Annotated in this window: 9 protein-coding genes; 5 read left to right on the top strand and 4 right to left on the bottom strand. The window is 70.7% G+C overall.

What is annotated here, in order from left to right; genetic code table 11:
• Positions 1-171: 171 nt before the first annotated feature.
• Both OG223_RS45515 and OG223_RS45510 read left to right on the top strand, forming a co-directional pair.
• A complete protein-coding gene (locus tag OG223_RS45515; protein WP_329262488.1) occupies positions 172-1,254 on the top strand; it encodes a LacI family DNA-binding transcriptional regulator in 1,083 nt (360 codons plus the stop codon).
• The gene (locus OG223_RS45510; RefSeq protein WP_329262486.1) at positions 1,251-3,212 is read left to right on the top strand and encodes a DUF2264 domain-containing protein; all 1,962 of its coding nucleotides are present in this window, start codon (positions 1,251-1,253) and stop codon (positions 3,210-3,212) included. Before OG223_RS45515 ends, OG223_RS45510 begins: the two co-directional genes overlap by 4 nt.
• A gap of 20 nt (positions 3,213-3,232) precedes the next feature.
• On the opposite strand, the gene OG223_RS45505 is transcribed toward OG223_RS45510, so the two are convergent.
• Both OG223_RS45505 and OG223_RS45500 read right to left on the bottom strand, forming a co-directional pair.
• On the bottom strand, positions 3,233-4,207 hold the full coding sequence (locus OG223_RS45505; RefSeq protein WP_329262483.1) for a glycoside hydrolase family 6 protein: 975 nt from the start codon (positions 4,205-4,207) through the stop codon (positions 3,233-3,235).
• 113 nt (positions 4,208-4,320) lie between these two features.
• Positions 4,321-6,573, bottom strand: a complete 2,253-nt coding sequence (locus tag OG223_RS45500) for a glycoside hydrolase family 9 protein (protein ID WP_329262480.1) — start codon at positions 6,571-6,573, stop codon at positions 4,321-4,323.
• 326 nt (positions 6,574-6,899) lie between these two features.
• On the opposite strand from OG223_RS45500, the gene OG223_RS45495 reads away from it, so the two are divergent.
• From OG223_RS45495 to OG223_RS45485, 3 genes are all read left to right on the top strand, one after another.
• Positions 6,900-8,240 (top strand): GH1 family beta-glucosidase, encoded by a 1,341-nt coding sequence (locus OG223_RS45495; RefSeq protein WP_329262477.1) that lies wholly within the window; start codon positions 6,900-6,902, stop codon positions 8,238-8,240.
• A gap of 70 nt (positions 8,241-8,310) precedes the next feature.
• Positions 8,311-9,312, top strand: coding sequence for a LacI family DNA-binding transcriptional regulator (locus tag OG223_RS45490; protein ID WP_329262474.1), 1,002 nt, complete (start codon positions 8,311-8,313; stop codon positions 9,310-9,312).
• A 123-nt stretch (positions 9,313-9,435) separates the two neighbouring features.
• Positions 9,436-11,109 (top strand): glycosyltransferase family A protein, encoded by a 1,674-nt coding sequence (locus OG223_RS45485; protein WP_329262471.1) that lies wholly within the window; start codon positions 9,436-9,438, stop codon positions 11,107-11,109.
• 67 nt (positions 11,110-11,176) lie between these two features.
• Here OG223_RS45485 and OG223_RS45480 read toward each other — a convergent pair whose 3' ends face one another.
• Together OG223_RS45480 and OG223_RS45475 are read right to left on the bottom strand one after the other, a co-directional pair.
• Positions 11,177-11,581: a hypothetical protein gene (locus tag OG223_RS45480; RefSeq protein ID WP_329262468.1), complete on the bottom strand. Its 405-nt coding sequence runs from the start codon at positions 11,579-11,581 to the stop codon at positions 11,177-11,179.
• Positions 11,578-22,356 (bottom strand): LamG-like jellyroll fold domain-containing protein, encoded by a 10,779-nt coding sequence (locus OG223_RS45475; protein WP_329262465.1) that lies wholly within the window; start codon positions 22,354-22,356, stop codon positions 11,578-11,580. Before OG223_RS45475 ends, OG223_RS45480 begins: the two co-directional genes overlap by 4 nt.
• Positions 22,357-22,404: the final 48 nt, after the last annotated feature.

Here is a 22,404-nt window from a genome sequence, read left to right as displayed (position 1 = left end):
CAGTAACCGGGACGTTATGGGGGCGCCCCACAGCCGTCAAGAGGTTCGGCAATGCTGGCGAAACATCGACAGGTACCTGCACCCGGGCATAGAGAAACCCTCGCCGGTTGTGTAACTTTTTCATTGGTGTTACTTACATCGGCTGTTCACCGGGGCGAGGAGAAGCAGAGCATGGCTCAAGGTCGGGGTTCCGCAGGCCGGGCGACGATCCGTGACGTGGCGTCGCGCGCGGGTGTGTCCGTCGCCACCGTCTCGCGGATTCTCAGCGGGGCGTACACCGCTCCCCCGGCGACGCACGAGCGGGTCATGCAGGCCGTGCACGACCTCGACTACGTGGTCAACGCCAACGCCCGCTCCCTGAACACGACTTCGGGCCTGATCGCGATGGTGGTCAACGACATCACCTCGCCGTTCTTCATGAACGTCGCCTCCGGGGTGGAGGAACAGGCCGTCGCCGACGGCCGGGTGTGCCTGGTCTGTTCCACCCAGGGTGTTCCGGAGCGGGAGTTGTCGGTGATCGACCTGATGCGCCAGCGCGGTGCGGAGGCGGTGATCCTGGTCGGCGGCATGGCCGAGACCGAAGAGCATCTCACCCAACTCACCGCCGCCGCCGAGGGGTTGGACCGGGCCGGGGCCCGTCTGGTGCTCTGCGCCCGGCCGTGGAAGGGCGGCGCGAAGGCACCGGTGGACGTGGTGGAGTGCGACATGGAGAACGGCGCCTTCGCCGCCACCAGCCATCTGCTCTCCGCCGGCCACACCCGGGTCGCCCACCTGGCCGGTCCGCACGAGTTCAGCGTGGCGGGCCAGCGCCTCGAAGGGTACGAACGGGCCCTGCGCGCCCACGGCGTGAAGCCCGACCCGGCGCTCGTCGCCGAGAGCGACATGACCCGCGAGTCCGGCTACGAGGCGGCCTGCCGCCTCCTCACCGACACCGACGCCACCGCGATCTTCTGCGCGAGCGACATGAGCGCCGCCGGCGCCATCGCCGCCGCCCGCGACCTGGGCCGTTCGGTCCCCGACGACCTCTCCGTGGTCGGCTTCGACGACATCCCGCTCGCCGAGGACCTCTATCCCCGGCTGACCACCGTGCACGTCCCCCAGCAGGAGCTCGGCCGCTCCGCGACCCGCCTCGCCCTGCACCGCCGCCCCTCGGATCCGCCGAGCCGCCGGGTGGTGCTCGGCTCGCACGTCGTCGTACGTCAGTCGGTGGCGCCCCCGGCCCGCCTCAACACCGTTGGAAAGGTGGACAGTTGACCCCGGAGGACCGGCTCCTCTCCCCTTACACCGGCTGGACGCGCGCCCACTGGGAGGCGCTGGCCGACGCCCAACTGACCGCCGTCCGCCCCTGTTCCACCGACCGGCACGCCCTCCTCCACCTGCCCGGCCCGGCCAGCCGCAACGGCCGGCACAGCGACGGCCTCGAAGGCTTCGCCCGCACCTTCCTGCTCGCCGGCTTCCGCCTGGCCCGGTCCGGCGACAACGACCCGAACGATCACGCCGGTTGGTACGCCGAGGGCCTGACCGCAGGCACCGACCCGCACTCCCCGGAACACTGGCCGAGCATGCGCGAGTGCGGGCAGGCCAAGGTGGAGTGCGCGTCGGTGGCGATCGCGCTGCACGAGACCCGGCCCTGGATCTGGGACCGGCTGGACGACGGCGTACGGCAGCGGATCGTCGCCTGGATGACGGAGCTGCTCGGCAGCGAGGTCCCCGACAACAACTGGGTCTGGTTCAGGGCGATCACGTCGGCGTTCCTGCGCTCGGTCGGCGCGCCGTGGAGCGCGCCCGACATCGGCCACGCGATCGCGCGCACGGAGGCCTGGTACGCGGGCGACGGCTGGTACTCCGACGGCGGCGGCACGGGCGGCCCGCTCCGGCACTTCGACCACTACTCGGGCTGGGCGATGCACTACTACCCGCTCTGGTACTGCCGTATCTCCGGCGCCGACGCGGACCCCGCGCTGCTCCCCCGCTACCGTGCCCGGCTGCGCCGCTACCTCGACGACGTCCAGCACCTGGTGGCGGCCGACGGCTCCCCGCTCCACCAGGGCCGCTCCCTCACGTACCGCTACGCGATGCTCTGCCCGCTGTGGGCAGGCGCCGTCTTCGACGCCACTCCCCTGCCGGCGGGCCGTACCCGACGCCTCGCGAGCGGAGTGCTGCGGCACTTCACCGAGGCCGGCTGCTTCGACCGGCGCGGGCTCCAACCACTGGGCTGGCACGGCGAGTTCACGGCGATCCGGCAGCCGTACTCCGGTCCCGGCTCGCCGTACTGGTCGAGCAAGGGCTTCGCCGGACTGGTGCTGCCCGCCGAGCATCCGGTCTGGTCGGAGAAGGAGGAGGCCTCGCCGATCGAAACACGGGACGTACGGCGGACGTTGGCCGCTCCCGGATGGCTCGTCTCCGGCACGGTCGCGGACGGGGTCGTGCGCGTCGTCAACCACGGCAGCGACCACGCGGGCGGCGACGGTGTCGACGCCGAGGCGGACGACCCGGTCTACAGCCGCCTCGCCTACGCCTCGCACGCCGCCCCCGACAGCACGGACGCGAGCCTGAACGACCCGCTCGACTCGCACATCGCGCTGCTCGACGTCGAGGGGCGGCCCTCTCATCGCCGGCCGCTGACCCGGCTGCACCTGGGTGTGCGCACCGCCGTCTCCCGCCATCGCGCGCACTGGCCGCTCGGCCCGGTGCCCGCTCCGTACGCCCACGATCCCGCGCCCGCTTTCCGTACGGGTCCGTGGATCACGACCGCGTCCGTGCTGAACGGGGCGCTGGAGGTGCGGCTCGCGCGGGTCGACGGGCCGGTTCGGGAACCGCTGCGGCTGCGGGTCGGCGGCTACTGTCTGGCCGCCGCCGAGCCGCCGCTCACGCGGGAAACGAACGGTCCCGCCGCCTGGGTCGGCCGTCCAACCGGGCTGTCCAGCACGGTGGTTGGGCTACGGGGGTTCGACGAGTCGGGCATCGCCACCGCGCGCGACGCCAACGCCTTCGGCGCGCACTCGGCAACACCCTGGCTCGCCACGACGGCGGAGGTCGAACCGGGTGCGGTGTACGCCGCGTTGGTCTGTCTCTCCGGGGTGGTAGCGGGGCCGGGTGCCGCCGAAGCCGTACACCTGGAGGTCTGTCACGACGGTGACGGCAGCGCCCTCGTCTCCGTCACCTGGCCCGACGGCACCGGGGACAACGTCCGCCTGGGGCCGCCGAGTTGATCAGGCGCCGTACGTCCCGTTCAGGTGCCGTCGATGAGCCGGACGGCGAGGTCGGGGCTGAACTGGCCGGCGGGGACGGTCGGGGCGATGCCGCACCGGCCGTCGGAGTTGCCCGGCGTCTTGACCCACAGCAGGAGGTCCTCGGCGCCGCCCACGCGCGGGGTGACGCCCAGCTTGCGGCCGGCCGGGTTGCACCACTCGCCGTTGGAGCCGTTGCCGTTGCGGCTGGTGTCGACGGCGAAGTGGGAGCCGCCGCCGAGCGCCGAGTTGATCGCGTTGCCGTAGGTCTCCGAGGACGGGGTGGTGTAGAAGTTCGAGACGTTCAGGGAGAAGCCGCGGACGGCGGCCACGCCCGCCGACCTCAGTCGGCTCGCCATGGTCGCCGGGTCGACCCAGTTGGTGTGTCCGGCGTCCAGGTACGCCCAGGTGTTGGGTGCCTTCTGCTGGAACATCTGGGCGGCGTACGAGAGCATCGCGAGGCGGTCGTTGATCTGGGCGCCGGTCAGGCAACTGAAGTCGGACAGGGCGTCCGGTTCGATGACGACCACGGCGGGGTGGGTACCGACCGCCGCCGCGAAGGTGGAGATCCAGGTGCGGTAGGCGGCCACGCTGCCCGCGCCGCCGGACGACTCGCCGCCGCACGCGTCCCGGCCCGGGATGTTGTACGCGACCAGGACCGGCAGTTTGTCGTGGCTGTCGGCGGCGCCGACGTAGCCGGACACGGCCGGTCCGATCCCCGCGCTCTCGTCGGCGAACCAGCGGGCGATCGGCTGGGAGGCGATGGCCGACTGGATGCGCGCGGCGCGGGCGTCTGAAGGATTGTTCCTGACCCAGACGGCCGGGCCGGAGTCGGGGTTGGAGTAGAAGCCGCTCGTCAGGGAGACCGGGCTCGCCGCTGCCGCCGGACCGGCCGCGAGGAGCGGCAGCGGCGCAACGAGCAGGCAGATCAGGGCAGTTCGGAGCGAAGCGTTTTTCAGCAGGGCTTTCCAGCGCATGGTGAGTCCCTCTCTCGGGGCGGGGCCGCCGTGGGCCCCTCGGCTCGGCCCCGTCCGCGCTCGTCCAGGCGCGGGCGGAGCCACGGCGGTACATGCCGTTCGATCAGCGGTGCTCAGCGCGCGGAGTCGGCGGCGAAGGATGCCACCCAGGCGAGCGCGGAGTTCCAGTTGATGGCGATCTCGTTGGTCGAGTACGAGTAGATGTCGTCGATGTAGCAGGTGGCGGGGGCGCAGCCGACCAGGTTCTGCTGCGCGACCGGGTCCTGGAGGGCCGAGTCGGGGCCGCCGGCCAGTGAACCGGGCGGCGGGCCGGGCAACTTGGGGTCGATCTGGTGGGCCCAGATGCGGTTGTGCTGGTTGTGGCTGAACCGGGTGCCGTAGCCGGTGACGAAGGACTGGTTGAGCGCGTTGCGGCCCAGGAGGTAGTCCAGTGACTCCAGCACGGCGCCGCGGTAGGTGTCCCGGTGGGTGAGGTCGTAGGCGGTCGCGATGACCATGGCGTTGTTCGCGGTGACGCTGTTGGAGCCCCAGACGTAGGCGCCGTCGGTGGGCAGGTTGGGGTTCGGGTAGCCCTGTGACCGCTCGTCGTGTACGAACCCGTCGGCGACGGCGAGGACCCGCTCGCGGGCGACGGCGACCATGCGGTGGGGGAAGCGGTGCGGCAGCCGGACGACGGTGAGGTCGGCCAGCGCGCCGGTGTCCCGCCAGGAGAACCCGGCCGGGGTGATCTCCGTGTCGATGCGGGAGAGGTAGGCGCGGTCGTGCGTGGTGGCGTACAACTCCGTTGCGGCCCAGGAGAATTCGTCGGACATGTCCGTGTCGGCGTACGCTCCGCCGCCGACGCTGTCGCTGCTCGGGGCGTACGTGTCGGGGTGGGCGAGCGCGGCGTTCCAGGCGGTCTCGGCGGCGGTCAGGCAGGTGTGGGCGAAGGCCGCGTCGTAGCGGGCCCAGACCCGGGCGCACTGGGCGCCCGCGGCGGCCAGGTTGAGGGTGGCGGCCGTGGACGGAGCGTGCAGGTAACGGGGTTGGGAGTCCTGGTCGGGCCGGGTGGGCAGGGCGGTCCAGGCCAGGTCGTGGACCTTGTGGTGGACCATGCCGGCCAGCGGCTCGCCCGCCGGGACCTGCATGCTCAGCAGGAACTCCGTCTCCCAGCGGGACTCGTCGAGGACGTCCGGGACACCGTTGTGGTTCTCGGGGATGCTCAGCAGGCCGTCGCGCAGGCCGGCGGTGTCGCCCGCGGCGCGGGAGCGTTCGTAGGAGTCCATCAACTGCCAGGCGGCGAGCGCCCCGTTGACGACGTACTTGCCCTGGTCGCCCGCGTCGTACCAACCACCCTGGACGTCAAGGGAGTAGTCACAAGTGCCGGGCAGGCAGGGGACGTTGGTGTCGCCCTTGTTAGGTGCCACGCCGACGTGTCCGGCGGGTCGGGCGTAGGCATCGCGGGCGTACCGGCCCTCGATGGGCGTGCCGCTGCGGACGTCGTAGAAGTAGCCCAACGCGTCCTTGCTCAGGGAGGTGTAGGGGTTGTCCGCGATGGCGAACGGGGGGCTGGTCGCGTCGCCGACCGCGAGCGTGTATCCCGTACCGGCCTTGCGCACCGAGCTGAAGTCGGCGATGTGCACATGGTCGCCGGAGGCGGCGTCCGTGCCCTGGACGTGGGTGCGGCCTGACGTCACGACCGCGCCGGAGTCGTCGAGGAGGCGCCAACGCACCGGCGTCGTCGAGGAGTTGACGATGGACGCCCTCTTGGGGCCGTGGACCGCGTAGCCGTACTGGTTCGTCCGCACCGGAGAGCCGAAGTCGCGTCCGCCACCGGGTGGTGTCGCGCCGCCGGTGAGGGAGACGTCGTCGAGGCAGAGGGTGAACGCCTGGGCGGCGCCGCCCTGTTGGAAGGAAAGTTGGGCGTGCAGGTCGGCCGTCGCCGAAGTGCCGGTGAACTGGAAGGTCTTGGGTGTGGTGGTCACGGCGGCGGTCTTGTTCAGGGTGGTCGTGAACGGGGCGGCGGGCAACTGAAGTACGGCGTGGATCGACACGTCCCGGGTGGCGGAGGCGGTGAAGCGCAGGGTGTAGGGCCGGCCTGCCTCCACGGGGATGTCGTTCTGGCCGATCATCGAGTCCCAGACGTTGACGGTCCCGGCGGGGACGTCGGCGCACAGGCGGCCCAGGCTGACGGTGGACGGCGTGTTGCCGCTGCTCCACCAAGGGGTCTTCACACTGTCGAACGTGCCGTTGAGCACGCGTTCGTAGGGTGCTTCGGCGGCATGCGCGGACGTCACGGGGGTCGCGGCCAGGGTGGCGGCGGTCAGGGCGGGCGCGAGGAGGACCGCGCCCCATCTGGTTCTGCGAACTCTGGTCCTGCGGAACATTCCGGGCCCTTCTCGGTGACAGGGTTCCCGGCTCGGTGCGGCGTCAGTGCCAGATGGTGGGTGGGGGCGGCGAGGCTGTCAAGACTTCACGCACGGCAGTCCTTGAGGAGCCTTTTCTGCGTCCGGACCCTTCACAGACTGAACGTGCTGCTCCTAGTCTGCGACTGTAAGCGCTTCCAGTTCTGCTGGATGCATCCGCGCAGGAACCGGCCCAGCTGTGGCGTCAACCCAGCTTCACCCCAGGTCAGCAGCCATATGTACGTCGAGGACGAGGACACTCCGATTGTTATCGCTCTCGGATTTTCCGCAGACGGAGGTTCAACTCAGTGAGCACGTTCGATCCCGGCTTCCTGTGGGGTGCCGCCACATCGAGCTATCAGATCGAGGGCGCGGTCGCGGAGGACGGCCGGGGTCCCTCCATCTGGGACACCTTCGCGGCCACCCCGGGCGCCGTCCGGGGCGGTGACACCGGAGCCGTCGCGGCCGACCACTACCACCGCTTCCCCGGGGACATCGCACTGATGGCCCAACTCGGCCTGCGTGCCTACCGGTTCTCCCTCGCCTGGCCCCGGATCCAGCCCGCCGGTTCCGGCCCGGCGAACCAGCGCGGCCTGGACTTCTACCGCCGGCTCACGGACACCCTCCTGGACCACGGCATCCAGCCCTGGCCCACCCTCTACCACTGGGACCTGCCCCAGCCGCTGGAGGACGCCGGCGGCTGGCCGGTGCGGGACACGGCCGAGCGGTTCGCCGAGTACGCCGCCCTCGCGCACGGGGCGCTGGGCGACCGCGTCGCCCACTGGACCACGCTCAACGAGCCGTGGTGTTCGGCCTTCCTCGGCTACGCCACGGGCCGCCACGCTCCCGGCCGCCGGGAACCCTCCGCCGCCGTACGCGCCGCGCACCATCTGCTGCTCGGCCACGGTCTGGCCGCGGAGGCGATTCGGGACGGCGACTCCCGCGTCGGCATCACCCTCAACCTCACCCATGTGACCCCGCTCGGCACCGAGGCCGCCGACGTGGACGCGGCCCGCCGCATCGACGGCATGCAGAACCGCCTCTTCCTCGACCCGCTGCTGCGCGGCGGCTACCCCGTCGACGTGCTCACCGACCTGCATGAGGTCACCGGCTGCCACGTCCACGACGGCGACCTGAAGCGGATCGGGGCTCCACTGGACCACCTGGGCATCAACTACTACGCGCCGATGCTGGTCGCGGGCAGTACGACACCGGTCCAATCCGCCTATGTGGGCTCGCCATTGGTCCGTGTCGCCGACGGCGGCCGGCCGCGGACGGCGATGGGCTGGGAGATCGACGAGCGGGGACTCCTGGACCTCCTCCTGCGGCTGAAGGACGAGTACCCGGCCGTACCCCTGTACATCACGGAGAACGGAGCCGCCTTCGACGACGTGGTGGAGCACGACGGGGTGCACGACGCGGACCGGATCGCCTACCTGGACGGCCATCTCCGTTCCTGCGCACAGGCGATCGGCCACGGTGTGCCGCTCAAGGGCTACTTCGTCTGGTCGCTCCTCGACAACTTCGAGTGGTCCTTCGGCTACGGGCCCCGCTTCGGCATCGTGCACGTCGACTACGCGACCCAGCGCCGTACCCCGAAGGACAGCGCCCACTGGTACGCCGAGGTCGTCCGGCGCGGCGGCCCGTGACGCCGTCAGCGCTTACAGTGCTGCTACTGCCCACCCCATCCGCACTCCGTACGAACGGGAGCCGCCCCGCATGACCACACGGCCGCCGACGCTCGACGAGGTGGCGCTGCGCGCCGGGGTCTCCGTCGGAACCGTCTCGCGTGTGATCAACAACCGCCGGCACGTCAGCCAGAAGGCGCGTCAGGCGGTGGAGAGTGCCGTGGCGGAGCTGGGCTATGTGCCCAACGTGGCGGCCCGTTCGCTCGCCTCGCAGCGGCGCGGTGCGGTGGTGCTGGCGATCTCCAGCGATGATCCGGCGCTGTTCGCCAACCTCTTCTTCGCCGAGGTCATCACCGGTGTCAACGCGGTCATGGAGGAGACCGACCTGGAGCTGCTGCTGATCCTGGCCGCGGGCGAGCGGGGCCGGGACCGGCTCACCCGCATCCTTCAGTCCCGGGGTGCGGACGGCGTCATGCTGCTGGCCCTGCGGGATCACGATCCGCTGGCGAAGGTGGCCGAGGCGGGGAACGTCCCCGTCGTGCACGGAGGCCGCTCCCTGGAGCGGGCCCCGCGCTGGTACGTGGACGCCGACAACCGGGGTGGGGCCCGCGAGGCCGTGGAGTACCTGATCTCGAAGGGCCGCCGCGCCATCGCCACCGTCACCGGACCGCTCGACATGCACGCGGGCGTCTCCCGCTACCTGGGCTTCCGCGAGGCGGTCGCCCTGGCCGGCCTCGACGACCACCGGGTGGCGCACGCCGACTTCAGCGAGGTGGGCGGTGCCGTCGCGACCGCCCGCCTGCTCGACGAACACCCGGACCTGGACGCGGTGTTCGTCGCCTCGGACGCCATGGCCGCGGGCGCCCTCCAGGTCCTGCGCGAGCGCGGCCGGGCCGTCCCCGAGGACGTCGCGGTCGTCGGCTTCAACGACATCCTCACCGCCCGGCACACCCGGCCCGCCCTGACGACGATCCGTCAGCCCATCGTGGCCCTCGGCAGCGAGATGACCCGGATGCTGGTGCGCGTGCTGGCCGGCGAGGAGCCGACGCCTCTCATCCTGCCGACGGAGCTGGTGATCAGGGAGTCCGCGTAGCCCGTCGGTCGTCGCCCGTCCGGGGCCTCGCACATTTCTTAAGGTACGTGCCAAGGGCCGTACAACTTATCCCCAACAACAAGTGTCTCGAAGGGCAACAACACTTGTCCCGGGGGGGATGTTTTGATCAAGGTGAGCGTTGTCGTACCCGTGTACAACGCCGGTTCCTACATTGACCGTTGCGCGCCGTCGCTCGTCAACCAGAGCCTGGGGGCCGACGCGTACGAGGTCGTGTACGTCGACGACGGATCGACGGACGACTCGGCCGAGCGTCTCGGGCGGCTGGCCGAGACGCACGCGCATGTCCGGGTCTTCCGGCAGGAGAACTCCGGCTGGCCGGGCAAACCGCGGAACGTGGGGGTGGACCGGGCCAAGGGGAAATACGTCCAATTCGTCGACCAGGACGACGAGTTGTCGTACGAGGCGCTGGAGCGGCTGTACGCCCTGGCGGAGCGCAACGGGTCGGACATCGTGCTGGGCAAGGTGCACGGGACGATGCAGGGGCCCAGCAATGTGTTCAAGCGGACGGTCGAGCGGTGCACCGCCGCCGACGCGCCGCTCTTCGAGAGTCTGACGCCGCACAAGATGTTCCGCCGGGAGTTCCTGCGGGAGCACGGGATCCGTTTCCCGGAGGGGCGGGTCAGGCTGGAGGACCAGTTGTTCATGGCGCGCACCTACGTGCGGGCCAGGACGGTGTCGATACTCGGCAACTACCCCTGCTATCGCTGGAATCGGCGGGAGGACGGCGGCAACAACAGCAGTCGCCGGATCACCGCCGACGACTACTACGGCCACCTCGGCAATGTGGTGGAGGCGATCAAGGAGGGCACTCCGCCGGGCGATCTCCAGGACCGGCTGCTGCGCCGTTCGTACCGGGTGGAGCTGCTGCGGCCGGTGAGCGAGCCGCGGGTGCTGCGGCGTACCGGGAAGGATCTGGAGGAGTACTTCACCACCGTCCGCAGGATGGCGATGACGAGTTATCCGCCGGGGGTGCGTGAAGGGCTTCCGGCGATCAGCCGGCTGCGGGCTGAGCTGCTCGTGCAGGGGCGGCTGGACTCCCTGGTCGAACTCGCCCGCCGCACCGAGCGGATCAAGGCGCGCGTCGAGGTGGACGACATGCGCTGGCGCAACGGCAGGCTGGTGATCCGGAGCCGGGTCGGCATGGTCCGGGCCGACGGCGAGCCGCTGACCGTCGTGGAGCGCGGTGGACGGATGCTGCTCGACCCCGAACTCCTGGACGGCATAAGGGGAGCGGAGAACTGGGAGGTCCCGGACCCCTTCTCGTACGCGTACGGGGAACTCGTCGTGCACGACACCGCCGACAACCACTGGTGGTACCCGGACGGGGAGTTGACCCCGGCGCTGGAGCCGCTCGGCGGCGGCCGGCACCGGGTCGTGGTCGCCGGTGAGACGGTCATCGACCCGCTGACCCTCTCCGGCGACGCGCCCATGGACCCCGGCACCTATCAAGTCTGGGCCAGCGCGCAGTTGTTGGGCGTCGGCCGCCGCCCCCGGCTGGCCACCGCGCCGGGCGGCACCCGCGTCCTCCTCGGCACCGTCGCCGCCGGCACGCCACCGCGGCTCGTCTCCCCCACCTGGGCCGGGCCCGGCGGCCAGCTCCGGCTCACCGTCGGCACCCCCGGCCGGATCGGCACCACCCGCCGGCTCCTGCTGCGCACCACCGCCGACCACCGCCTCCGGCACGGCGTCCGCGAGGTGCTGCGCCGGCTGCCGCCGGGCGCGCGCCGCAGCGTTCGCGCCGGGGCGCGGTGGGCGGAGGGGCGGATGGTGGGGTAGCGGGACAGCGAGGGCGGGGTCGGGTCGGGTCGGGTCGGGTCGGGTCGGGTCGGGTCGGGTCGGGTCGCTAGGAATTCAGGTCGACGGCGGAAGAGACGGTCAGCATCGACCCGACCACATCGATTTCCACCGGCCCGACCAGACGCACCCAGACAAGTTCCGGAAGGTTCTCGAAGCGCGTCACGAACCCCTCGGCCTCTTCCGGCCACGGGCTTCCCGAGGCCGGGAGATGAACCACCGTCAGTCGGTCGAAGAACGCGCTGTCGACCGAGACGGAATTCGCGACCGACAGATAGCGAACACCCTCCAGCGAAATGGTCAGTTCTCCGAAGACACCGCTGCGGATCAGCAAGATGTCGAAGGTGCTGCGGTCACCCACCGCGGAGCTGGAGATCCTTTCGATGAAGCTTCCCTCGTATTCCGAAAGGATCTCCTGCGCCTTCAGGCATTTCGCCTGCAACTTGCCGCTCACGGGCACAATCTTTCTCCGGTGTCGTGCGAGTCCGTCTTGGTGCCGTCAGGATTCCATCGCTGTGTCCTGTTTCTTTCCGCGGGCCCCATGTCGATCTTGGAATGACGAACGACGCGGCCATTGCCCAGTTCGATGGTGACATTGCTGCCGTCCGCCGCCTGGTACGTCGCATACGCGCCGCTCTTCGCGATCGACTTCAGTATGAGTCCATTGGCCTCGAGGGTGTCATGGGCCTGGGTCTGGGTCAGGCCGTCGAGATCGGGCACCCTGGCGGAACTCGGTATCGACCCGTCGTCGTCATCGCACTGACCTACCCCTGCGCCCCCTCCGCCGGCTCCGGCGCCGCCACCGCTGCCGAGGCCACCGCCGGTGGCGGTCTGCGGAGTCGTCGTGTCCTGGTCGGCGGTCGCCGTGGAGCTGGTCGCGTCGTGGCCGGCCGCCGCGGCGGCGTCCTCGGCCGGGGTGGTGCCCAGGATCGGGGTGGAGTTCGTTCCGCCGAGGTTCTGGTTCTTGGGGCGGGTGGGGACGCCGTTGGCGCCGCAGTCGTCCTGGGCGGAGGCCGCGAGGACCCAGACGATGGCGGAGGCGGCGGCGGCCTCGGGGGCGACGAAGATGCTGGCGACGAGGGCCGCGCCCAGGAGGACGGCGCCGCCGACCACCCAGGCGGTGGTGTGTGAGGAGGAGCCGTAGTACTGGGCGCCGCCGGTGCCCACGCCGTGCAGGTGGCCGTTGTTCGTGCTGGATCCGGTGTTCGTGCCGTTTCCGGATCCGGGGTTCGAGCCGGTGTCGTCCGTGGACGGGGAGTGCGAGCGCGGACTCGAATAGTCCTGGTCCATCGCGTCGTCGAAGTCCTTGTTGAACTGCCGCTCCCAGGCGTCCTGTTGCTGCTTCAGGGCCTTCTCGTCGGCGTCGTTCCTGGCTTGCTCGGCGCGGGCTCTCGCCGCCCCGATCGCCCACTGCTGCTGCGACCACTCGAGGATCCGGCCCATCTGGCCGGCCTGCCACTCCTTGAGCCAGGCCTGCATCTGCGCATAGGCCTCCTGCTGGGCCTTGATGTCGTCGCTGGTGCACGCGTCGTGGCCGCTGGTGTCGATGTTGTCCAGCGGGTCGTCGTTGGCGTACGCGTAGGCGTTGGCGTTGACCGCCGGGGTGGGCGCGTTGGCGGCCGAGTCGGCGCTGGTGAAGGCGCCGTTGACGGGGTCGTACCAGCGGGTCGCGGTGTTGACCTGGCCGGTGGCGGAGTCGGTCCAGCCGCCCTGGTAGCCGAGGGAGGTCTGGGTGCCGCTGGAGGCGGTGCGGCTGCCGTAGGCGTCGTAGGCGGTGGAGCCGGTGAGGGCGCTGCCGGTGGCGGTAAAGCTGCCGGTGACGTCGCCGTGGCTGTTGGACAGGGCCAGGGCGGAGCCGGTGCCGTCGGCGGCGGAGGTGGAGAGGAGGCCGCCGCCCGCGTCGCGGCCGAAGTTCTGGACACCGTCGGAGACCGGGGTGTTGGTGGCGTCGGCGTAGCTGAAGGTGGCGGTGCGGCTTCCGGAGGTGGCGGTGGCGAGCCGGCCGAGACCGTCGTAGGTGTAGCCGAGGCCGGTGCTGGAGGCCGTCACCTGGTCGAAGGCGTCGGAGGTGTAGGTGGTCGTGGCGCTGCCGGCGGTGACGCTCGCGGTGGTGCCCCGGGCGGTGTAGCCGTAGTTGGTGGTGGTGGAGCCGCTGGAGACGGAGGTCAGTTCGTTGCGGGCGTTGAAGGTGGCGGTGGAGCTTCCGGCGGTGGTGCGGTTGCCGTTGCCGTCGTAGCCGTAGCCGGTGGTGCCGGATCCGGTGGTCGCGGACTTCAGGCGCCCGGCGTAGTCGTAGTCGTAGGTACTGGTGCCCGAGCCGGCGGTGCCGGTGGTGGTCAGGGTGGCTGTCTGGCCGTCCGCGTTGTACGTGTACGCGGACGATGCCTCGGTCGTCCCGGAGGGGGAGCTGAGGACGTCGGACTTGAGCTGGTGGAGCGGGGTGTAGTCGTAGGCGCGGGTCGCTCCGCCGGTGCCGTAGGTGATGCTCTTGACCTGGTCGACCTGGTTGTACGCGATGGTGCCGGTGACTCCGGTGAGCGGGTCGGTCTCGCTGGTGACCCGCTGGTCGGCGTCGTAGCCGAAGGCGGCGGTGCCGGCCTTGTCGGTGCGTGAGGCGATCTGGCCGTTCTCGTCGTAGGTGTAGCTCGCGGTGCCGGACGGCCCGGTCATGCCGACGATGAGTCCGCGGTCGTCGTAGGTGAAGGTGTCGGTGCCGCCCGGTGCGGAGACCGAGTCGGGGCGGCCCGCCGCGTCGTAGCCGTAGGCGCGGGCCGCGGTGGCCGCTTCGGCGCCGGTGCCGGCCTGCGAGGTGAGTTCACCGTTGGCGTCGTAGCCGTAGGTGAGGACCACTCCCCCGGGGCGGGTGACGGTGTGCGCTCTGCCGTCGGCGTCGTAGCCGGTGGTGGTGGTCCGGTCGGCGGCGGAGGTGAGGCCGGTGACGCCGGGCTGGACGCTGGTCTCGGGCAGGCCCAGGGAGTTGAAGGTGTAGGTGGTGATGTTGTTGTCGGCGTCCGTGTAGCGGGTCCGGGCGCCCGCTGCGTCGTAGCCGAAGGAGGTCTTGACGGTGGTGGTGGCGTCGGCCGGCTGGCTCTGGCTCACCATCCGGTTCAGCGCGTCGTAGGCGACGGTGGTGGTGTGCTGCCGGGCGTCGGTGGCCGAGGTCTGGTTGCCGGCGGCGTCGTACCCGTAGGAGGTGGTGCTCAGCGCGGTGCCGGAGGCGTCCAGTTTGGTGGTGGAGGTGGGGCGCCCGGCGAGGTCGTAGGCCTGGGTGGTCCGGGTGCTGTCGGCGGCCGTGGTCGTGGTGAGGGCGCCGGTGGCGTCGTAGGCGTAGCCGGTGACGTTGCCCAGCGGGTCCTTCGTGGTGAGCTGTTCGCCGAGCGGGTCGTACGTCATGACGGCCTTGTTGTGCAGCGGGTCCTCGACGGAGGTCACGTCGCCGAGCCCGTCGTAGCCGTACGTGGTGGTGTACGCCGCCGCGGTGGGGGTGCGTTCCACCTGGGTGCTGGTCGTCTGGCGGCCGAGCGCGTCGTAGGTGGCCTCCATACGGGCACCGGTCGGGTCGGTGGTGTTCAGCGGCTCGCCGTCGGTGTCGTAGCCCGTGTGGGTCACGCGGCCGCCGGGGAGGGTCTGCCGCACCATGTCGCCGAGTTGGTCGTAGACGTACGACGACTGGTTGTGCAGCGGGTCCGTCTTGGTGAGGACGTCGCCCAGCGCGTCGTAGGTGTAGGACGTGGTCGGGGTGACGGTGGCACCGGTGTCCGGCGCGGTGTAGCCGGGCTGGGAGACGGCCGCGACACGGCTGTCGGCGTCGTAGGTGGTGGTGACGATGCGGCCGTCGGGGTCGTCGGTCTCCGCCTGGTCGCCGAAGGTGTTGTAGCCGGTGCTGGTGACGGCCACGGTCTGCTGGGGCGTGCCGCCGCCGGTCTCGGTGGCGACCGGGGGTGAGGCGGTCGAGGTGAGCTGTCCGGCCTCGTCGTAGGTGAAGGTGGTGGTGTAGGCGGCCGCGGTGGCCCCGGTCGCGTTGCCGCGCGGGTCGGTCTCGGTCTTGGGCAGACCGCGCTGGTCGTAGCTCCAGGTGGTGGTCACGGGCGCGGATCCGGCGGTGCCGCCGGAGCTGTAGAGCGCCGCGGCCTCGGTGGCGGTGAGGGCGCGGTTGTAGACCTGCGCCTTGTCGACCGAGCCGGTGAAGTACTGGGCGGCGGCGCCGGCGGTCCAGCCGCGGCCGATGACCAGCGGGCCGGTGCTGGCGATGGGTGTGGTGTCGGTGGCGGTGCCCTGGGCGACGCCGTTGACGTACAGCGTCATCTTGCCGGTGCCGGCGTCGTACGTGCCGAGCAGATGGGTCCAGGTGTTGAGGGTGGGTGCCGCCGTGGAGGTGGCGCCCGCCAGGGTCGGCGCGGCGACGTCGGTGGTGGCCCGGTCGAAGGCCCAGCGGCCGGCGGTCGGGTTGTAGTCGAGGGAGAAGCCGGCGGCCTTGGAGCCCTGTTGGGCGATGACGGTCTGCCAGGTGCCGCTGGGCGTGCTGGTGATCTTGGCCCAGGCCCCGACCGAGAAGCTCTTGGAGGTGTCGGCCACCTGGCCGGCGGTGGTGATCTGGCCGGCTCCGGCGAAGACGGCCGAGCCGCCGTTGTCGGAGGACCAGGTGGTGCCGGCGTTGAGGGTGCCGACGTTGCCGGTGCCGGAGTGGTCGGCGGCGGTCGGGCTCTCACCGTCGTCCAGCTTCCACCAGCCCGCCGCGCCCAGCGAGGCCGGGGACTCGCCGGTGGTGGTGGCGGAGGTGTAGAGCTGCCTGATCTCGTTGTCGCCGAGGTCGCGCTGGTACATCTGGACGTCGCGGATGCGCCCGGGGAAGAAGTTGACGGCGGCACCGGCCGCCTTCCCGCGGCCGATCGCGACCCCGGTGGTGCTGGCGACGGGGGTGCTGTCCGTGACCTGGCCGGTCGAGCCGCAGGTGGAACAGATCCCGCTCACCTGGACGCCGTTGACCCAGAAGGTCATCCACCCCAGGGCGGCGTTGTACTCGCCGACCAGATGGGTCCAGGTGCCCGCGGTGGCCGCCGTGGTGGCCGTGGCGTTGTAGCTGGTCGCGGTGGCGGTGTCGTCGCTGGGGCGGACGAAGCCCCAGGTCTTGGTGGTGTGGTTGTACTCGATCTGGAAGGCGCTGTTCTGGGCGCCCTGCTGGCTGACGACCGTGTAGTCCTTGGTGGTGCTGGTGGCGTTCAGATACGCCCACGCGGAGACGGTGAAGTCCTGGGTGGTGTCCACGACCGGGGTGCCGCTGGTGAGGACCGCTCCCGTGGTGCCGTTGAACTGGGCGTAGTTGCCGCCGGACGGTCCCCAGGTCACACCGGTGTTCGGGGTGCCGGTGAAGCCGCTGCCGCTGGAGTCGGCGGCACTGGCGTTGCCGTCGTCGAGCGGCCAGTAGCCGGTGGCGCCGGTGTTGTCGGTCCGCACCGACTGCGAGGTGGGGTTGCCGATGGTGTCGTAGGAGTAGCCGACCTGGCGGGTCCGGCCGTCACCGCTGAGCAGTTGGGACAGGACGTTGTCGTCCGGGTCGAAGGTGTTGACGGTGACCCGGTCGACTCCGGCGGGGTCGACGGCGGTACGGGTGGTGCGGTCCGCGGCGTCGACGGTGTACTGGGTCTGGCGGGTGCAGGAGGTGCCGCTCCAGACGTCGCATTCCCAGGTCAGGTTGCCGGCCGCGTCGTAGTCGTAGGCCTTGTCGGTGACGGCGGATGAGGTGCCGGAGGCGACGGTCTCGGACTGGAGCCGGTCGTCGTCGAAGTAGCTGTAGGAGGTGGTGCGGCCCATGGAGTCGGTGACCGAGGCCGGCCGGCCGGCCGGGTCGTAGGCCCGGGACTCCGTCACCAGGTCCTGCGCGTCCGAGGGCGCGGTGGGGTCGCCGGTGAAGCCGGTGAGGGTGGTGGTGAGCAACTGCCCGGTGGCCGAGTGGTCGTAGCGGTAGGTGTTCCCGCCCGGGTCGGTCTCGGTGGCCGTCCGGCCGAAGGCGTCGTAGGTGTAGTGGGTGACCAGGTTCGCGGGGTCGGTGACGGTGGTGACCCGGTCGTGGTCGTCGTAGCCGTAGCCGGTGGCGCGGGTGGTGTCGTGGCCGGTGGTGTCGGCGGTCGACCTGCCGGTGAGATCACCGTCCGCGTCGTAGCTGTACGTGGTCTTGGGAGTGTGGACGATGCTGGTGACGGCGTCGGTGGTGGACTGGTCGGTGGCGGTGAGGACGCGGTCCAGGGCGTCGTAGGTGTACTTGGTCTGTACGCCGCCGACCAGTGCCCCGGTGACGGAGTTGAACGTGACCGGGTAGGTGTCGGAGCCGACCGCCTGGGTGGTCACCCGGCCGAACACGTCGATGCTGTAGTACGTGGTCTGCCCGGAGGGGTCGGTTTGGCTGCACAGCCGTCCGGCGGCGATCGAGTCGCAGTAGTGGTACCTGGTGACCTGGCCCTTGGGGTCGGTGACCGAGGCGAGCATGCCGAAGGGCTCGGTGTAGACGATGCCGAGTCTGTTGGTGGACTTCTCGCCGTTCGCGTAGTAGCGGTAGCGGACGGTCCGGCCGTTCGGGTAGTCCGCGGTCGGGGGTGTGGTCACCGAGGCCAGCGCGCCGAACGGGGTGTAGGTGTACGCCGTGCGGTAGGCCGGGTTCGTGGTGCCGGTGGCGCCGGATCTGGCGTCGGCGGCGTAGAGCACCTTGCCGTTGAGCGGGTCCATCGGGTCGGCCGCGTCGGTGTGGTAGCTGAAGTAGGAGGTCTGGCAGGAGTTGGCCTGCCGGCAGGTGGTGGTCGTCAGCACGTTTCCGTACGCGTCGTGCTTGCGGGTGACGGTGTGCCCGTCCGGATCCGTGCTCGCGTCCTGGAAGCCCAGTGAGTCGTACGCGTACGTCGTCTTGCCGCCCGCCGCGTCGGTGACGGAGGTGGTGCGGTCGCCGTTGGCGGGGTCGTAGGCGAAGGTCTCGGTGTGCTGTGCGGGGTCGGTGACGGTCAGCGTGGTGGTGGGCATCAGCGTGGTCGCGGAGCCCTTGGCCCTGTACAGGCCGACGGCGGACTCGACGCCGGTCAGGTCGAGGTCGGTCTGGTAGATCCCGACCTGGCCGATCTCGCCGTTGAACCAGCCCTGGACGTTCGTGGGCGGTTTCGGCCATGAGCCCGCGATGTAGCCGGCGCCCACGGTGACGTTGGTCTCGCCCCAGGTCGCGGCCTGTCCGGCGATGGTCTTGCCGGTGCGGGTGGCCTGGGTCTGGCCGTCGAGCGAGAGGGTCTGGGTGGTGCCGGTGGCGGTCAGGACGACCAGGTGCCAGTTGCCGTCGTTGACGGCCGCCTTGGAGGCAATCGGGGAGGTGGTGCCGTCCCAGAACTGGCCGCGCAGCAGGCCGTCCGTGCCGATGTAGAGGGCCGGGGTGTAGCTGGTGGGCACCGAGCCGGTCTGGCCGTTCTGGTACGAGAGCAGCACTCCGCCGGCCTGTTTGGTGTTGAACCACAGGGCGACGGAGGCGTCCCCGGTGGTGTCGTCCAGGGCGCCGGCCGGCAGGTTGAGGTAGGAGGAGGCGCCGTTGAACCCGGCGGCGCTGTCCCCGCCGGGTCCGAAGATGCCGGGTTCGCCGAGCATGACGTCGTTGTAGATGCCGTCGGCGGAGCCCGCCGGCTTGTCGATGCCGTACTGGTTGACGGCGGTGAGACCGGCGGACTCGGTCATCGGGTAGTCGTAGGCGGGCCGGGTGCCGCGGACGACGCCGTAGTAGGAGTCGTTGCCGCCGGTGGTGACCGGATCGGCCAGTCGGTACGTGCCGCCGTCGGCGTCGGTGACGGACGAGGCGCGGTCGGCCAGCGCGTCGTAGGAGACGGTCAGCGCGGTCTTGCCGGACGGCAGCGTGGTGCCGGTGAGTTCGGCGGCGGCGAGGGTGCCGGAGGCGTACTCCTGCTGGACGGCGGGCAGTCCGAGCGGGTGCTGGAGGAAGGAGACGTCCTGGATCTGGCCGTTGAACCAGCCCAGGGCGTTGCCGGTCGGCGACGCGGGCCACGAGCCGGTGAGTTCGCCCGCGCCGACGGTGGTGTACGGCCAGGCTCCGAAGCTGATGGTGGTGGTGCCGGTGAGGGTGGCGACCTTGGCGCCGTCCAGGTACAGGGCCTGGTCGGTACGGGCGCCGGACAGCACCGCGTAGTGCCACTTGCCGTCGTTCACGGCGTTGGGCGAGGCCATCGGCGCGGCGTGGCCGTTCCAGAACTCGGCGTGGAGCTTGCCGTCGGTGCCGACGTACATCGAGGGGACGTAGCCGGAGGTGACGGAGGTGCCGGGTTTTCCGCTCTGGTAGGAGAAGAGCGTCCCGCCCGCCTGTGTGGTCCTGAACCACATGCCGACCGCGAGGTTGCTGCTGTTGGCCGGCAGGTTGTCGGGCAGCGCCAGGTAGGAGCTGGTGCCGTTGAAGGAGGCCGCGGTGGCGGGGGTGCCGGCCAGCGGGCCCGCCTGGCCGAATGTGACGTTGGCGGCGGTGGCGTCGGTGGTGTGCTGGTTGACGACGACCGAGTCGGCGGCGGTGGTGGAGCCGGCGGCGTCGCCGAGCCGCCAGTAGTCGGTGGGGTTGGAGTCCTGGACCATCGACACGAAGTGCGATCCGGAGGTGCCGCCGGACGTGTAGGTGTACTGGGTGCAGGCGGTGGACGTCGTGGTGCCGGTGGCGGGCGGGCACACCGAGGTGAGCTCGTCGGTGGCGTTGTAGCCGTACGTCCAGGGGTGGGTGACGCCGGCCACCGTGCGGTCGGTGACGGCGCGGACGCGCGGAACGTTCTTGAGGGTGCCGTCGGTGGCCGTGATCTGCTGGACGTCCCAGGTCAGTTCGATCAGGACGGTCTGGTCGGGCAGGCTGTTGGACGCCCCGTCGTTGAAGCCGTTGTCCTGGTCGACGGAGTATCCGGCCTGGACCGGCTCGCTGACCTTGAGCGTGCTGCCGTCGGGCAGCGTGAGGGTGACCGGCTTCCAGGTGATGTCCAGGCCATGGCCGTTGCGGTTGCCGTACTCGGTGAGTCCCCAGTAGGTCTGGCCGGTGACCGGGTCGGTGGCCGACTCGGTGAAGATGTACCGCATGCCGGACTTCTCGGTCAGCATGAAGCCCGAGGTGCCGTAGGCGGCGGGCGGGGCCGAGAGGACGGCGTAGTCGCCCGCCGGGGGGCTGTAGGTGCCGTCGCCGTTGGCGCCGAACCGCTTCTGGCGGCCGTCGGCCATGGTGATGACGATGTTGCCGGAGCCGTCGTCGTCCGCGGTCGCCCGCATGTCGAGCATGGACGACCAGCCCGCGCCGAACGCCTTGAAGACGCCCGGGTCCAGGCTGTTGTAGGTGCGCTGGATGTTCAGGGCCGTGCCGTCGGCCATCGCGCCGAGGGAGAGGTCGGTCGCCTGCGTGGAGTAGTCGCCCATCTGCGGGTCCACGCCCTTGACCGTCGCGTCGTACGGGGCGACGCCCAGGTGCGAGGTGACCAGCGGCTGAGGGGCGGAGGGCACGGTGAAGTAGTCGGGCGCGGACCACAGGGAGGTGGCGTTGCCGTCGCTGACCAGGGCGGTCCAGTAGTAGGTGCCGCCCCAGGCGAGCTTGGCCGCCGGGACCGTCCAGGTGGAGGTGGCGATCGTGCCGGAGCTCGCCAGTGCCGTGGTGGAACCGTCGGCGTAGACGTTGAAGGAGTAACTCAGCGCGGTGCCGGGGTAGTTGTCCGGGTCGTGGCCGGTCACGCCGAGCACCGGGGTGAGGCTGAACACCGAGGCGTTGTTGCCGGGCGTGAACGTGTCGACGACCGGCGGGTTGTTGACGACCGGCAGGGAGTAACAGGTCTGCGGTACCCCGTAGGTGGAGAAGAGTGTCCCGTTGTAGGACATGTCCCAGCAGATCAGATACGTCTTGCCGGCGGTCAGTGCGGGGATCGACGCGGTGACGGTGACCGGCTTGTTCGGCGCGACGGTGGACGGCATCACGGCCGGGGTCGCGACGGGGCTCGTGAGCAGGGTGCGGGTGGTGCCGGAGACCGTGTAGAGCTGGTACGAGAGCTTGTAGCCGTTGGTCGGGGTCCAGGTGGCCGTACCGCGGTTCTGCACGGTGACCTTGCCCCAGCCGGGCTGGTTGTTCCACGGCGAGGCGTAGCTGACCTCGGAGTAGGAGGCGCCGGCGCCGTTCGGGGTGTACTCGATCGCCAGGTAGGGGTCGTCGGCGTAGAACTCCTTGGCCGCGGCGGCGGTACTGGGCGCGGTGAGGGCGAGCCCGTAGTTCGGCGCCCAGCCGTGGGCCCAGTTCATGACCGTCTTGGTGTCGAGGGGGACGCCCTCCCACTGGCGGCCGTTGGAGCAGTCGGTGCCGGCCGCGAAGGAGGCGCTGCCGACCTGCGTCCCGTAGGCAGGACCCGGATAGGTGTTGATCTTCGCCGGGTCCCAGGAGGCGCTGACCGGGAAGACGTTCACCGCCTGGGCGGAGCAGGTGCCGGAGGTGTCCAGGCCGGAGAACTCGGTGTCCAGCCAGAGCGTCGAGTTGACGATGTAGTCGTTGGCGAACTGGGTGCCGAAGCCGCTGAACTGGAGGAACGAGTTGTAGTCGTGGCTCTGGTACTTCCCGACGTAGAGCTGCCCGTTGCCGTGGAAGTTCTGGGTGACGCCGGACTCGACGTAGGTCGAGGAGCTGGCGTTGCCCTGTCCGGTCGGGTTGCTCGCGGCGGTGGCCGCCCGGTAAGAGGCCGCGGAGGCCGTCCCCGGGGTGGCGGTGGCGGCGGTGATGCGCGCCCAAGTGCCGTCTGTTTTACGGTAGTTGATCGGGTGGGTGTGGATCTGGGCGGTGTAGGTGCCGTCGGCGTTCTTGAAGACGGTCGTGGTCGCGGTGTCGAGTCCGGGCTGCTCCACGCTGGTGGACGCGACGAAGCCCCGGTGCTTCGTGGCCGCGGATGCGGCTACGGGCTTCGGGGCTTTGTGGATCCGGCTGCCGGAGTTCACCGGGTCGCTCTTCGCGCCGTGGACCTTGTACGCGCCCACCGCGCCCTTGACCTGACCGGGCCCGGAGTTGGGCAGCGAGGTTCTGGATCTGCTCTTGGTGGCCGAGGCCGGGACCGCGTGCTTCTTGCCCGCCGCGGTGCCGGTCTGCTGTGCCGGGGTGGCGGGGGTGGCCGCCGCTCGCGATAGCGCCTGGGCGGCCTGGGTGCCCTGCACCCCGATCAGCGCGGCGACCGCCACGAACGCCGTCGCCCTCAGCGCCACCGGAACATGCCGAACGGATCTCCACAAGCGGCCCACGACTGTCGCCCC

Source organism: Streptomyces sp. NBC_01478 (assembly GCF_036227225.1).
Lineage (GTDB): Bacteria > Actinomycetota > Actinomycetes > Streptomycetales > Streptomycetaceae > Streptomyces.
This window is presented reverse-complemented; position numbering and strand designations above follow the sequence as displayed.